This window comes from Arthrobacter sp. L77, assembly GCF_000816565.1.
Taxonomy (GTDB): Bacteria; Actinomycetota; Actinomycetes; order Actinomycetales; family Micrococcaceae; genus Arthrobacter_D; species Arthrobacter_D antioxidans.
This window is the reverse complement of record NZ_JWSU01000004.1, coordinates 206,900-220,606: the sequence shown is the minus strand read 5'-3', so window position 1 is coordinate 220,606 and position 13,707 is coordinate 206,900. Positions and strand designations below refer to the sequence as shown.

13 protein-coding genes are annotated in these 13,707 nt (G+C 69.0%); 4 read left to right on the top strand and 9 right to left on the bottom strand.

The window, feature by feature from the left end; all coding sequences use genetic code 11:
* Position 1: 1 nt before the first annotated feature.
* From RY94_RS03530 to trhO, 4 genes are all read right to left on the bottom strand, one after another.
* A complete protein-coding gene (locus RY94_RS03530) occupies positions 2-1,015 on the bottom strand; it encodes a Ppx/GppA phosphatase family protein (RefSeq protein WP_043441856.1) in 1,014 nt (337 codons plus the stop codon).
* 60 nt (positions 1,016-1,075) lie between these two features.
* On the bottom strand, positions 1,076-3,823 hold the full coding sequence (gene topA, locus RY94_RS03525; RefSeq protein WP_043441853.1) for a type I DNA topoisomerase: 2,748 nt from the start codon (positions 3,821-3,823) through the stop codon (positions 1,076-1,078).
* A gap of 120 nt (positions 3,824-3,943) precedes the next feature.
* On the bottom strand, positions 3,944-5,755 hold the full coding sequence (locus RY94_RS03520; protein WP_052273896.1) for a DUF7059 domain-containing protein: 1,812 nt from the start codon (positions 5,753-5,755) through the stop codon (positions 3,944-3,946).
* Positions 5,755-6,681 carry an oxygen-dependent tRNA uridine(34) hydroxylase TrhO gene (gene trhO / locus RY94_RS03515; RefSeq protein WP_052273895.1) on the bottom strand — a complete coding sequence of 309 codons (927 nt, stop codon included), beginning with the start codon at positions 6,679-6,681 and terminating at the stop codon, positions 5,755-5,757. Before trhO ends, RY94_RS03520 begins: the two co-directional genes overlap by 1 nt.
* 84 nt (positions 6,682-6,765) lie before the next feature.
* Between trhO and RY94_RS03510 the strand changes: the two genes are divergently transcribed.
* Together RY94_RS03510 and RY94_RS03505 are read left to right on the top strand one after the other, a co-directional pair.
* Positions 6,766-7,416 carry a GNAT family N-acetyltransferase gene (locus tag RY94_RS03510; RefSeq protein ID WP_043441849.1) on the top strand — a complete coding sequence of 217 codons (651 nt, stop codon included), beginning with the start codon at positions 6,766-6,768 and terminating at the stop codon, positions 7,414-7,416.
* A gap of 47 nt (positions 7,417-7,463) precedes the next feature.
* On the top strand, positions 7,464-9,950 hold the full coding sequence (locus RY94_RS03505) for a DEAD/DEAH box helicase (protein ID WP_082046029.1): 2,487 nt from the start codon (positions 7,464-7,466) through the stop codon (positions 9,948-9,950).
* Between the two features lie 77 nt (positions 9,951-10,027).
* Here RY94_RS03505 and RY94_RS03500 read toward each other — a convergent pair whose 3' ends face one another.
* The 4 genes from RY94_RS03500 to RY94_RS17630 form a co-directional block, all read right to left on the bottom strand.
* Positions 10,028-10,423, bottom strand: a complete 396-nt coding sequence (locus tag RY94_RS03500) for an Rv3654c family TadE-like protein (RefSeq protein WP_052273894.1) — start codon at positions 10,421-10,423, stop codon at positions 10,028-10,030.
* Complete coding sequence (locus RY94_RS03495) at positions 10,416-10,838, bottom strand: TadE family type IV pilus minor pilin (protein WP_231554399.1); 423 nt, start codon at positions 10,836-10,838, stop codon at positions 10,416-10,418. The genes RY94_RS03500 and RY94_RS03495 overlap by 8 nt, the downstream gene beginning before the upstream one ends.
* A 77-nt stretch (positions 10,839-10,915) precedes the next feature.
* Positions 10,916-11,029: a DUF4244 domain-containing protein gene (locus tag RY94_RS17115; RefSeq protein ID WP_082046139.1), complete on the bottom strand. Its 114-nt coding sequence runs from the start codon at positions 11,027-11,029 to the stop codon at positions 10,916-10,918.
* Between the two features lie 65 nt (positions 11,030-11,094).
* On the bottom strand, positions 11,095-11,649 hold the full coding sequence (locus RY94_RS17630; protein WP_156135002.1) for a hypothetical protein: 555 nt from the start codon (positions 11,647-11,649) through the stop codon (positions 11,095-11,097).
* Between the two features lie 199 nt (positions 11,650-11,848).
* Between RY94_RS17630 and RY94_RS03490 the strand changes: the two genes are divergently transcribed.
* Positions 11,849-12,670 carry a phage major capsid protein gene (locus tag RY94_RS03490; protein WP_043441846.1) on the top strand — a complete coding sequence of 274 codons (822 nt, stop codon included), beginning with the start codon at positions 11,849-11,851 and terminating at the stop codon, positions 12,668-12,670.
* Between the two features lie 185 nt (positions 12,671-12,855).
* Complete coding sequence (locus tag RY94_RS17110; RefSeq protein WP_197060583.1) at positions 12,856-13,062, top strand: HNH endonuclease; 207 nt, start codon at positions 12,856-12,858, stop codon at positions 13,060-13,062.
* A 106-nt stretch (positions 13,063-13,168) separates the two neighbouring features.
* On the opposite strand, the gene RY94_RS17105 is transcribed toward RY94_RS17110, so the two are convergent.
* Complete coding sequence (locus tag RY94_RS17105) at positions 13,169-13,609, bottom strand: helix-turn-helix domain-containing protein (RefSeq protein ID WP_197060582.1); 441 nt, start codon at positions 13,607-13,609, stop codon at positions 13,169-13,171.
* Positions 13,610-13,707: the final 98 nt, after the last annotated feature.

The following is a 13,707-nucleotide window of genomic DNA, read 5'->3' as shown; positions in this document are numbered from 1 at the left end:
GTCAGGCTCCCCGCCCGGCGGGGGTGCGCGCTGTCGCGTCGAGCTGGGTGTGGCCCACCCCGGCTCCCGGGAGGGGCTCGTCGGCGTCGAACATCTTGGTGTCGAAGCGCCGCAGCAGCAGCCCCTCGCGCAGCGCCCACGGGCAGATGCTGATCGACGGGACGCCGAACAGGTCGAGCGCGGACTCGGCGACGAGGGCGCCCGCGAGCACCTGGGGCGCGCGGAGCTCGGAGACGCCGTCCAGGTGGGTGCGGTCCTCCACGGTCATGGCGGCGAGTCGCTTCGTCCACAGGCTGAGGTCCTCGAGGCGCAGCTCACGGCGGACGAACGGCCCGGCGGCCGACGGTGCGGCCCCCGCGATCCGGGCCAGGGACCTGAAGGTCTTCGACGTGCCCGCGACCAGGTGCGGCGTGCCGAGGTGGGCGAAGGAGGGCACGGCCTCGCGGAGGGTCGCCCGGATGTACCGGCGGAGCTCCTTCACGCTCTTGGCCGACGGCGGATCCCCGTGCAGCCAGTCGCGCGTGAGCCTCCCCGCGCCGAGCGGGACGGAGAGGGCCACCTCGGGCAGCTCGTCCGTGCCCATCGCCATCTCGAACGAGCCGCCGCCGATGTCCAGGTTGAGGATGGACTCCGAGCCCCAGCCGTACCAGCGGCGCACGGCCTGGAAGGTCACCGCGGCCTCCTGGTCCCCGGACAGCTCCTGGAGGTCGACGCCGGTCTCCCGGCGTACGCGGTCGAGGACCTCGCGGCCGTTGGCGGCCTCCCGGATCGCGGAGGTGCAGAAGGCGAGGAAGTCCTCGGCGTCGTGTCCTGCGGCGAACGCGCGGGCCTCGCGGACGAAGCCGACCAGCTCGTCCTGCCCCCGCCGCGAGATGCTGCCGTCCTCCTCCAGGTAGGCCACGAGCTGCAGGGGCCTCTTGTGGCTCGCGAAGGGGACGGGCCTCCCCCCGGGGTGGGCATCCACGAGGAGCAGATGAACCGTGTTCGACCCTATGTCCAGTACGCCTAGCCGCATTGTTCCCGCGCTTCCAGCTCATCCCCCGCCAACGTGTGTGTACCTGCCGCGCCCTCCGGGCTACTTCCCTGCGGCGACCTTGCGCTTCGCGGGTGCCCGGCGGGTCGTCTTCTTGGGGGCCGGACCCTTGGCGCGCTTCTCGGCGAGCATGTCGATCGCCTGTTCGCGCGTCAGTTCCTCGATCGCCATCGAGCCCGGCACGGTGATGTTCGTGTCGCCGTCGGTGATGTAGGGACCGAAGCGGCCGTCCTTCACCACGATCGGCTTTTCGCTCACGGGATCGTCGCCGAATTCGGCCAGTGGCGGCGTGACGGCGCGGCCGCCACGCTGCTTGGGCTGCTTGTAGATCTCCAGCGCCTGCTCGAGGGTGATCGTGAAGATCTCCTCCTCCGAACCGATGGAGCGGGAGTCGCTGCCCTTCTTCAGGTACGGACCGAACCGGCCGTTCTGCACCGTGACCTCCTTGCCCTCCTCGTCCGTGCCGAGGACCCGCGGCAGGTTCATGAGCTTGAGGGCGTCCTCGAGCGTCACGGTGTCCACGGACATGGACTTGAAGAGGGAGCCGGTGCGGGGTTTGACCTTCGCGGGCTTCTTCGGCGGCTTGGGCTTGCCGTTCTTGTAGTACTCGACGGGCTGGCTGGCGAGTTCCTCCGCCGTCGGCTCGGTGATCAGCTCGATCACGTACGGTCCGTAGCGGCCGTCGCGTGCCACGATGGTCCGGCCGGTCTCCGGGTCCGTGCCGAGGACGCGCTCCTGTGACGTCGGGGCTTCCATGAGCTCGATGGCCTTCTCCGCCGTCAGCTCGTCCGGAGCGAGATCCTCGGGGACGTTGGCGCGCTGCGGCTCCGTGCCCTCGGGGGCGTCTTCCGGCAGGGGCTTCTCGAGGTACGGCCCGAACTTGCCCACCCGCAGCGTGATGCCCTCGGCGATCTCCACCGAGTTGATGCGCCGCGCGTCGATCTCGCCGAGATCGTTGACGATGGTGTGCAGCCCGGTGTCCTTGCGGTCGCCGTAGTAGAACCGGTTGAGCCACTCCACCCGGCCGGCCTCCCCGCGGGAGATGCGGTCGAGGTCCTCCTCGAGCTCGGCGGTGAAGTCGTAGTCGACGTAGTCGTTGAAGTGCTCCTCGAGCAGGCGGACCACCGAGAACGCGATCCAGCTCGGCACGAGGGCCTGCCCGCGGGTGCGGACGTAGCCGCGGTCCATGATGGTGGACATCGTCGCGGCGTACGTCGACGGGCGGCCGATGCCACGCTCGTCGAGGACCTTGACGAGCGAGGCCTCCGTGTAGCGCGGGGGCGGCGACGTCTCGTGGCCGAGGGCCTCGATCGCCGTCGCGCCCAGCGTGTCGCCCTTGGCGACGTTCGGCAGGCGCGTGCCCTGGGCGTCGTCGTCCGTGGTGTCCTCGTTGCGGCCCGCGTCGCGGCCCTCCTCGTAGGCGGCCATGAAGCCGCGGAAGGTGATGACGGTGCCGGAGGCCGCGAACTCCGCGTCCCGGCCGTCCGCGCTCTTCGCGCCGAGGCGCAGGGACGCCGTCGAACCCTTGGCGTCAGCCATCTGCGAGGCGACGGTGCGCTTCCAGATCAGTTCGTACAGGCGGAACTCGTCGCCGCGCAGGGACTGGGCCACCTGGGCGGGGGTCCTGAAGGAATCACCGGAGGGGCGGATGGCCTCGTGGGCCTCCTGCGCGTTCTTGGCCTTGCCCTTGTAGACGCGCGGGGACTCGGGGACGTACTCGGGACCGTACAGCTCGGAGGCCTGGCGGCGGGCGGCGTTGATGGCCTGGTCCGAGAGCGCCGACGAGTCGGTACGCATGTACGTGATGTAGCCGTTCTCGTACAGCCGCTGCGCCACCTGCATGGTGACCTTGGAGCTGAAGCGCAGCTTGCGGGCCGCCTCCTGCTGCAGGGTCGACGTCGTGAACGGTGCGGCGGGACGGCGCGTGTAGGGCTTGGTCTCGACGGAGCGCACCGCGAAGGCAGCGCTCTCGAGGCCGGTGACGAGCGAGCGTGCTGCCTCCTCGTCGAGCCGGACGACGGTGGCCGCCTTCAGCTCGCCGCGATCGGAGAAGTCCTTGCCGGAAGCGATCCGGCTGCCGTCGACGGCCACGAGCTTGGCCGGGAAGGTGCTGCCCTTGGACGCGTCCTCGGGCGTGAACGTGCCCGTCAGGTCCCAGTACGACGCCGTGCGGAACGCCATGCGCTCACGTTCCCGTTCCACGACGAGGCGGGTGGCCACGGACTGCACGCGGCCGGCGGACAGGCCGCGGGCCACCTTGCGCCACAGCACCGGGGAGATCTCGTAGCCGTACAGGCGGTCGAGGATGCGCCGGGTCTCCTGGGCGTCGACCATGGGGATGTCGACGTCGCGCAGCTCGCCCATGGCGCGCGTCACGGCCTCCTTGGTGATCTCGCCGAAGGTCAGCCGGTAGACGGGGACCTTCGGCTTCAGGACCTGCAGCAGATGCCAGGCGATGGCCTCGCCCTCGCGGTCGTTATCGGTGGCGAGGTAGAGCTCGTCGGCGTCCTTCAGGGCGGCCTTCAGCTCGGCGACGGTCTTCCGCTTCTCCGGGGAGACCACGTAGTAGGGCTCGAAGTCCTTGTCGAGGTCCACCGCGAACTTGCCCACCGAGGACTTCTTCAGCTCGGCAGGGAGGTCGGACGGCTGGGGGAGATCGCGGATGTGCCCCATGGACGCGGCGACCTGGAAACCCTCGCCGAGGTAGCCCGAGATGCTCTTGATCTTGCTGGGGGACTCAACGATGACGAGCTTCTTGCCGTGCTTCTTGTCCGTGGCCTTGGTCGGCACTTCTCTCCTATATATACGGGTGAATGCCGCGGCAGATCCTGGGTATCCGGTCCGGATCCCGCTGCCGGGGTCACCTCACAGTATGCGCCATGAGTACCTGCACAAGACTAATGGCAGGTTTCAGGGGGCCGGAAGGAGGAAGCCCTCCCGGACGAGCTGCTCGACATCGAGCAGCAGTTCCGAGGTGAACGCGGCGTCGGGCCGGTCCAGCAGCATGGCGAGGGCTCCCGCGATCTGCCCGGCCGTGAGATCGCCGTCGCAGGCGGACGCGAACCCGGCCAGTGCGGTGCTGAGCAGGCTGGTCCGCCGCAGGCCCGCACCCTGCCGCAGCAGGATGACGCCGGGGTGCTCGGCGCCGGGCCGCTGGTGGCGTTCCTCGGTGACGTCCTCGGCGACGAGCAGGAACTCGTCGGCGATGCCGATCCCGGACGCGGCCTGCTCGGTGTGGGCGGCGAGCCAGTCGCTGCGGCCGATCGCCGCGGCGAGGTGCGGTCCCACGGGCTGCTCGATGTCATGGGTGATCTCCTCGAGCGTCACCCGGACGAGGTCGCTCGGGTGCCGGGGCCGCCTCAGCCAGACGGACCCGAAGCCGATGCCCTCGACGTCCCGGCCGGCAAAGTCTGCGAGATAGGCGGCGAAGCTCGCCACGTAGCCCTCGCGGTCGCGGTTCTCGGCGGCGTCCCGCAGCCAGGTCTCCGCGTACTGCATCGGCGTCAGCTGCTCACGCTGGATGATCCAGGCGTCGACGCCGGGAGGCACGAACCCGCGGATGCGGCGATCCCACGGCGTCCCCTCGGAGATCTCCCAGTTGCCGAGCAGCTGCGCCGCCCCGCCCGGCGCGAGGATTCCCGGCAGCTCCCGCACGAGCGTGCTGACGATGGCGTCGCCCGCGAGGCCGCCGTCGCGGTAGGTGTATGCCTCGCCGGGTCCGCCCGTACGGGGCGTGATCACGAAGGGAGGATTGGAGACCACGAGGTCGAACTCCTCCCCGCGGACCGGTTCGAGGAGGCTGCCGAGCCGGAGGCTGACCCGCGTGCCGGGCCGCACGGGGTCGATGCCGAGCGCCGGCGCGTTCAGGAGGAGGTTGAAGCGGGCGAAGGCGAGGGCCCGGTCCGAGATGTCGGTCACCGTCACGTGCCCGGCGTGCGCCAGCAGGTGGAAGGCCTGGATGCCGCACCCCGTCCCCAGGTCCAGCGCCCGATCCACCGGCGTCCTCATGACGGTCTGGGCGAGGGTCAATGAGGCTCCGCCGATCCCGAGGACGTGGTCGTGCGGCAGGGGGCCGGGACGCTGCTCCGCCCCGAGGTCGCTCGCCACCCAGAGGTTCCCGCCGACGTCCGAGCCGTAGGGGCGGAGCTCGACGGCGGCACGCCAGCGGCGGGCGTCGGTGTCGGTGTCGGTGTCGGTGTCGGTGTCGGTGACATGCTCGGTGACATGCTCGGTGACAGCACGGGCCGCGGCGTGCTCCGCGGCCCCTCCCTCGGCGCCGCCTGCGGGGCTGTTTGCGGGGCCTTCCGCGGCGCTGATTGCGGGGCTGTCTCCGGCGCCGTCCGGCGTGCGCTCGATGAGCCTCAGCTGCTCGAGGCCCGCCACGCCGCTGCCGGGGAAGGCCTGCCCGAGCTCCTGCTCCGTCACGGTCTCGCCGAGCAGCCATAGCAGCACGGGAACGGCTCGTGCGGCATCTCCTGCGGTGGCCCCTGATCCGGATCCGCCGTCGGCGAAGCGACGGCATGCCAGCAGTGCCGGGACCAGCTGGTCCCGGCCGAGGGCCGCGTACGCCGACGCGCCGAGGAGCGCCTCGACGCCGTCGACCGTGTAGTCGAGGGCCGCCAGGTCAGCGGCCAGCGCCAGGAGCGCAGCGAGGTCGCGGCTCGACGGCGCCGACGCGACGTCGTCGTCGAACTCCGGCCAGGCCGGGGCCTCCGCCGGCATCACGCGGCACCCGCGGCGGTCGCCTCGGCCTCGTCCGACTCGCAGCCCTGCGGGCAGCGGAGGGTCGAGGGGTCGGCCGCGCAGGCGGTGCAGTACAGGGTGAGGTTGCGGCAGGACTGGTTGGAGCAGTTCTCGAACGTGTTGGTCGGCGCCTGGCAGCGCACGCACTTGCCGATCGTCACGGCGTCGTCGCTGAACTCGAGGTGCATCCGCTTGTCGAAGACGTACAGCGAGCCCTCCCACAGTCCGGCGTCCCGGTACTTCTCGCCGTAGCGGACGATCCCGCCGTCGAGCTGGTAGACCTCCCGGAAGCCACGGTTGACCATGAGGCTGGAGAGCACCTCGCAGCGGATGCCGCCCGTGCAGTAGGTGACCACGGGCTTGTCCTTCAGGTCGTCGTACTTGCCCGAATCGAGTTCGCGGACGAAGTCGTGCGTCGTCCGGACGTCGGGGACCACGGCGCCCTTGAAGCGGCCGATCTGCGCCTCGAGCGCGTTCCGCCCGTCGAAGAAGACCACCTCCTCCCCCGCCGCGTGCCTGGCGTCGACGAGCGCGTGCAGTTCCTCCGGGGCGAGGTGGATGCCGCCGCCCACGACGCCGTTCCCGTCGACCTTCAGCTCACCGGGGGCGCCGAAGGAGACGATCTCGTCGCGCACCTTGACGCTGAGCCGCGGGAAGTCCTCCGCACCGCCGTCGGACCACTTGATCTCGAGGCCCTTGAAGGCCGGGTATTCGCGCGTGGTCCTGACGTACTGCTTCACCGCGCCGATCTCGCCACCCACGGTGCCGTTGATCCCGTCCTTCGAGATGATGATCCTGCCGCGCAGCCCCCACTTCTCGCAGAGGGCCCGCTGCCACAGCCTGATGGCTTCGGGATCGGGCAGGGGCGCAAACACGTAATACAGGGCAATCCGGTTCATCGACACGGTTCACAGCCTACTTCGCGACTCATAACCGTCACCTCGCGGCCGCCTATATCATCGGCGGCGCCGGAGAACTATCGTCAGCACATGAACGCCCATGCAGACAGCGAACTTCTCCAGACCTGGATTACGGGATGGTCCAGATGTCGTGGCTACGAGCGTCGTGATGACGGACGCAGCACCTCCGTCCTGCTCACCGACCAGCAGAACCAGACGGAGCATTTCCTGTTCGAGCCGACGACCGAGCAGTTCCTCGAGCTGGCAGCCGACACGAAGCGGGACCCGACGCGTGTCCTGACGGTGGTCACCAACCGGATGCGGGAGCTGATCGACGCGGCCCACCCGCTCGGCATGCGGATCACGGACCGTCAGCAGGCCCTGATGAGCGTCGACATGAGCGGCCAGGACGTCGAGGATCCACGCCCTCCCGGTGACGACTACACGCTGGAGCGTGCCATCGACGGCGGATGCCGCCGCGTCCTGGTGCGGGCGTCCGGGGAACTCGCGGCCCGCGGGTCGGTGGCGGCCGTCGACGACTACGCGGTCTACGACCGCATCATCACGGAGGAGGCCTTCCGGCGGCGGGGCCTGGGCAGCTTCGTCATGCGCGCGCTCACGGCCGGGGTCCTGGAGGACGACGTCACCACGGGCCTGCTCATGGCCTCGGCCGACGGCCGGGCACTCTACGCGTTCCTCGGCTGGGAGCACCTCGCCGACGTGTTCGTCATCAGAGGATAAGGCGCGTTTCCGCGGTTCGGTCCGTGCACCGATGGGAGAATGGCCCGGTGGCTGCGCGCGATTCCCTCATCGACCTGCTCGGGGGTGGACCCGACCCCGAGCAGCTGCTGCATGTCCGTGAGATTCCCGCCCGCGCCGCGGAGAACGCGCCGTGGCCCGCCTGGGCGCACCCCGACGTCGTCGGAGCCTTCACCCGGCGCGGCGTGCACCAGCCGTGGCGTCATCAGGTGGAGGGTGCCACGTCCGCCCACGACGGCGCGCACACCATCATCGCGACGGGGACGGCCTCGGGGAAGTCCCTCTGCTATCAGCTGCCGGTGCTCGACGAGATCCACCGCAGCGAGCTGCTGGACCGCGCCACGCTGGCGCCCACCGGGTCGGTCGCCCTGTACCTGGCTCCCACGAAGGCACTGGCCGCCGACCAGCTGTCCGCCATCAACGCACTGGGCATCCCCACCGTCCGCGCCGAGACCTACGACGGCGACACGGAGTCGGGTGCCCGCCGCTGGATCCGCGACCACGCCAACCTGGTCCTCGCGAACCCCGACATGCTCCACTACGGCATCCTGCCCAACCACACCTGGTGGGCCAGGTTCTTCCGCCGGCTGAAGTACGTGATCATCGACGAGGCCCACAGCTACCGGGGTGTGTTCGGGTCCCACGTCGCGAATCTCCTGCGGCGCCTTCGGCGCATCTGCGCGAGCTACGGCGCGGATCCCGTGTTCATCGGTGCGTCCGCGACGTCGGCGGAGCCGGCCGCGTCCTTCGGGAAACTGATCGGCGCCCCGGTGCGCGCCGTCGACCGGGACAGCTCGCCGCACGGCTCCACGACGGTCGCGTTCTGGGAGCCGCAGCTCACCGGCAAGAAGGGCGAGAACGGGGCACCCACCCGGCGGACCGTGATCGCCGAGACCTCGGACCTCCTGGCCAACCTCGTCTCCTCCTCCGTGCGGACCATCGCGTTCATCAAGTCCCGGCGGGGCGCGGAGAGCATCGCGCAGACCTCGCGGCGGATGCTCGAGGACGTGCATCCGAGCCTGCCGCACCGCATCGCCGCCTACCGTTCCGGGTACCTGCCAGAGGAGCGGCGCGCCCTCGAGGCGTCGCTGCGCAGCGGTGAGCTGCTGGGTGTGGCGAGTACCTCGGCCCTGGAACTCGGGATCGACATCTCCGGCCTCGATGCCGTCCTCGTGGCGGGGTGGCCAGGCACCCGCGCGTCCCTGATGCAGCAGATCGGCAGGGCGGGCCGCTCCGGCCAGGACGCCATCGCGGCCTTCGTGGCGAGCGACGACCCCCTGGACACCTATCTCGTGCACCACCCGGAAGCGGTGTTCGACCTCGCCGTCGAAGCGACGGTCTTCGATCCGTCGAACCCGTACGTGCTCGGCCCGCACCTCTGCGCCGCCGCGGCCGAGCTGCCGCTGACCGAGAAGGACCTGGGCACGTTCGGTCCCACCTCGGAGGACCTGCTGGGCACTCTGTGCGAGCAGGGCTTCCTGAGGCGCCGCCCTGCCGGCTGGTTCTGGACCCACCCCCAGAGTGCGGCCGGGATGGTGAACCTGCGGGCCGACGGCGGTGGCCCGATCAACATCGTGGAGGAAGGATCCGGCGCCCTGCTCGGGACGATGGACTCGCCGCAGAGCCACTACCAGGCCCACCCCGGCGCCGTGTACGTACACCAGGGCCGGACGTACGTGGTCCAGGACCTCGACGAGCAGGACCACTGCGCCGTGGTGGCCCGCGCGTCCCCGGACTACTACACGCAGGCACGGGACGTCACGCAGATCGAGGTCATCGACCGGGACGTGAGCGCGCTGTGGGGCGGCGTCCTCGCGAGTTTCGGCGACGTGAAGGTGACGACCCAGGTGGTGTCCTTCCAGCGCAAGGCCTTCTCCTCGAACGAGATCCTCGGCGAGGAGCCACTGGAACTGGCAGCACGGGACCTCTTCACGAAGAGCGTGTGGTTCGAGATCAGCCCGGAACTGCTCGAGGCCGAGGGCATCCTCGCCGAGGAGCTCCCGGGGGCGCTCCACGCCGCCGAACACGCGGCGATCGGGCTGCTGCCACTCGTCGCCTCGAGTGACCGCTGGGACATCGGGGGCGTGTCGACGGCACTCCATGCCGACACCGGCCTGCCGACGATCTTCGTGTACGACGGACACCCCGGGGGCGCCGGGTTCGCCGAGCGGGGGTTCGAGGCCGCCCGTACCTGGCTGTCGGCGACCCGCGACGCCATCGAGGCGTGCGAGTGCGAGTCCGGCTGCCCCTCCTGCGTCCAGTCCCCGAAGTGCGGCAACCGGAACAACCCGTTGAGCAAGGGCGGTGCCGTGGCGGTGCTGTCCCTGATCCTGCAGCAGGCCGCCGGCAGCGTCGCTCCCGGCCCGACCCTCGCCGGCGTCGATGCCGGTGGCCATTTCGGTGTCGATCCCGGCGTGTCCGGCGTCGATCCCGGCGCGTCCGGCGTCGACCCCGACCCCGCCGGATCCCACGCGCCGTCGGAGCTGGACACCGGAGCGGGGGCCGGCGGGGTCTGACGATCCGGGCGGTGGTCGCGTCCGTCAGGCTGCGGTCGCTGGACCGCTCTCGCCTGGCGGCCCTCGTCCCACAGCCGTCACGGCGGTGGTCCGGCCCGTGCCGCACCGACGGCGTCCGGGAGCACCCCGGGCACACCCACGGATACCCGGATGACGGCGGTCCCCGCGCCGGTCCCGCCGATCTCGCCGATCTCGCAGGTCTCGATCACGGCACTGTGCTGTTCGGCCACCGTCGAGGCCGCCGCGCAGGGGTCCCCTGAGGACAGCCCCCGGGCGGCATCCGCGGCGGCGAGCGCCGCGAGGTCAGCCGCCGTCGCTGCCTTCGAGGCTGCCGACGCGGCCTGGAGCAGGAGTGCCGCCGACGCGACCAGCAGCAGCGCCAGGAGGGCGAGTGCCCCCATCAGGATGGTGCCGGCGCCACGCTCGGAGTGGGTATCCCCCGGCAGCACCGCGTCACCCTGCACGTCACCCATCGTGTTCCTTCCTCCCCGCTGCCGAAGCACGCAGCTCGAGGTCCATGAGTTCGACGAGGGGGCCCTCCACCCGCGCCCGCACCTCGATGGTCGTCCACTCCCCGGTCGACGCGATGTGCGCCGTGGCGTTGTCCCCGGCGAGGCGCTGCACGGTCTGTTGGACGCTCGCGCTGCTCTCGCCCCGCATCACCTCGCGGGCCCCGGCCCGTGCGGCCTCCTCCAGTCGCAGTTGCACGGTCCCGACGTGGGCTGTCGCGAGCAGGAGCGCCAGCAGGACGACCAGGGCGGGGAGCACGACGGCGACCTCGGCAGTCACGGATCCCCGCTGCGAACCCACCGCGCGTTCCCGTCGCATGGCCCCCACGTCGAAGGCCCCCGCGTCGAAGGCCCCGGCGAGCACCCCGGAACGCGGCACAGAGGGACACCTGCCCGTCCGTGACGGTGTCGAGGGCTTCCCTCCGTCGGGCGTCGCCCCGCCCTGGCCGGTCCGCATCAGCCGAAGTTCAACGCCGACGTGATGAGGGACATGAGGAGTCCCTTGATCTCGCCGCTGGACAGGACGGCGACGAGGAGGGCGGCGAATCCGACGGCCGCGAGGGTGGCGATGGCGTAAGCGGATGCTAACTAAAGTTACTAGCAAGTAAGAGATCAGCCACCAACCGCGCGGGGGCTTACTGACTGGTTGTCGTGCCCACAGCTTCGCCAGCGTCATACATGAAGGCCCCTCGGGCCTGATTGAACGTGCGCCGCAAAGACGCAAACTTCGCATCTAGCTCCTCTGTTAGCTCTCCCGGGTGGTCACTGAGGAATGTCAGCAGAGGGTAGTAAGCGTCGAAGACCGCGCGCGCTCCGTCTTTCACGTCGGGGGCCACTAGAACGATCCCACCGAGGCATTGGGTGACGTCCCGTTGGCGGTCCAGCCAAGAGGTTGAAGCTTCGGCAGGAAGCTCGCGGGACCGCGATGCATTCTCGTTCAGTATCTCCGTGTAACTCTCATCGATTGCATTGAGGAAAGCGACAACAGCCCGTAGCTTCTCTCCCCTAGCCCATACCCGGTGTTCGGCCTGCTGAGTCTGTAACCAGCGCTTCTCTTCAGCTTCGATGGCCGCCCTTCTATCCTCTCGGGTAGTTCTCTGGGCGAAGAAGGCAGTTATTCCAGCTCCTAGCAACCCAGCGAGCAGTACCGCCACGTTACTAATGATGAGGTGGAGTGTCTCTGTTTCCATGAGTCAACCGTAGCGAGGTTCGGTGACGAATGAGCCGGACAGGGGCGGCGCGTCATCTGAGAATGAGCTAACCTTCAATCGACGCAGAGTTTATGGTCCGTGGCCTATTCCAGCGTCAAGCCGCCCCAGTGGGGCAGCTGGAAAACGGCAGTGCCTTTCCAGAGAAAACAATCCATTTCTCTTTGAAAGGCATACCGCTATGACTCTTCTTGAAGCCGCAGCAACCGGCATTCTCCCCCAGGAATACAGCGATCTGGTCATCAAGGCCATCGCCGCCGAAGCACTGGCGTTCAATCCCGCGCTCGCAACACTGGTCACCACCAACCGCGCCACGTTCAACATCCCCGTCGTGGATGAAGACGCCGCAGCATCGTGGGTCGCGGAGGGAAGCGAGATCACCCCGGACGACCCCACGCTCAGCGAACTGCCCGTCACGCCTGCCAAGGCCGCCGGGCTCACGATCATCTCCCGCGAACTCGCTATGGACTCCAGCCCGGACGCTCAGCAGATCGTGGCCGACGGGCTGGCGCGGTCCATCGTGCGGCAGATCAACGCCGCATGGCTGGGCAACCTCGCAGGCCCCGCGCCCAAGGGTCTCGCTTCGCTGAATGCGTCGCAGGTAATCACTGCTGCTGGCGGTCTGCAGAACCTGGACCCGTTCGCGGTAGCCGTGGCCCAAGCCGAGAGCGCCGGTGGCACCATCACCGGATGGGTTCTCAGCCCTGCTGAGGCGCTCACGGTGGCAACCCTGAAGACGGGCAGTGGCAGCAACCAGACGCTGACCCAGACGCCACGGGAAATCCTTGGCCGCCCGGTCTTCGTGAACTCCAACGTCCCGCAGGGGACGGCGTGGGGTGTTGACGCCGCTACCGCCATCACGGTTCTCCGCGAGGACCTGGAACTGGCCATCAGCGCGGACGCGTACTTCACCAGCGACCGGATCGCCATCCGCTCGACTGCCCGCATCGGGTTCGGCTTCCCGAAGCCGCTCGTCATCAACCGAATCACGGTCACTGCGTAACCACGCCGACCAGCCCTGCCGCGCATTGATCCCGAACCAATGCGCGGCAGGGCTTCTCACTCTTCAAGGGGGTAGTCATGGCAGGCAGCCGCACCGGTACGACCACATGGTTGACGCGGTCCAAGATCGCTCTACGGCAGGCCCGAGCGCAAGGGCTAAGCCGGTGCCGCTTCTGCAATGTCGTGATGGACTACGACGTCAGTCGTCAGCCCAACAGCGCAGAGCCGGACCACATCATTCCGTTTGCTCGCGGGGGTAGGGACACGCTGGATAATCTCCAGGTCATCTGTCGTCGTTGCAATCAAAGCAAGGGCAACGGCTTCCTGCCGAAGTCCGCGCCCCGCCCGGCACCCGTGCCGCCCAAGCCGCTGAAGACCAGCCGCCGCTGGTAGGCGGACCGCCAGCGGCTCCGCAGTTGCCAGCCTGACCCACACGGGCGGCCAGCGCCTACGGAGCCACCTACGGACCACACACGGAGCCGATCTACCGGATTTCAGGCTAGGAACGATCTGGCGCTTTGGGCGGCGAGAACAACTTCACCGAAGCCAACTCACGATTTAACGCCGTGATCACGTCCTCCTGCCTTTGATACCTCCTCAGCAACTCCGACACCAACGCCTCCGTTGACGCCTGCGGCCACGTTTCGGACGAACCCTGACCTCTCATGTGAGCGTCAGTGAACGTCGACAACGGGACCCCATGCTCACCCAAAGACGCAGCAAACGCCTCTTGAAGCGCACCCGCCTTCCAACCCAGGATTTGCTCCAGCTCAGCACGAACCTTCGCAGTCGGCCATGCATCACCCGCAGCCCAATTCGAAACCGAACGCCGCGACGTCCCTAACTTCTCAGCAGCCATAGCCTGCGTAAGCCCCGCATCCTGTAGCCCCTGACTGATCAGCCGACCAAAATACTTCTTAGCTTCGCTCTTCGATGTCATGCCCTGATCGTGCCAAGTTTTCTCAGTTACAACTAGTTCGCCACGGCTTCCCCAAGACCGGCCCGACCCCCACGGGCGGGTGGCACTTGCGGGACTGA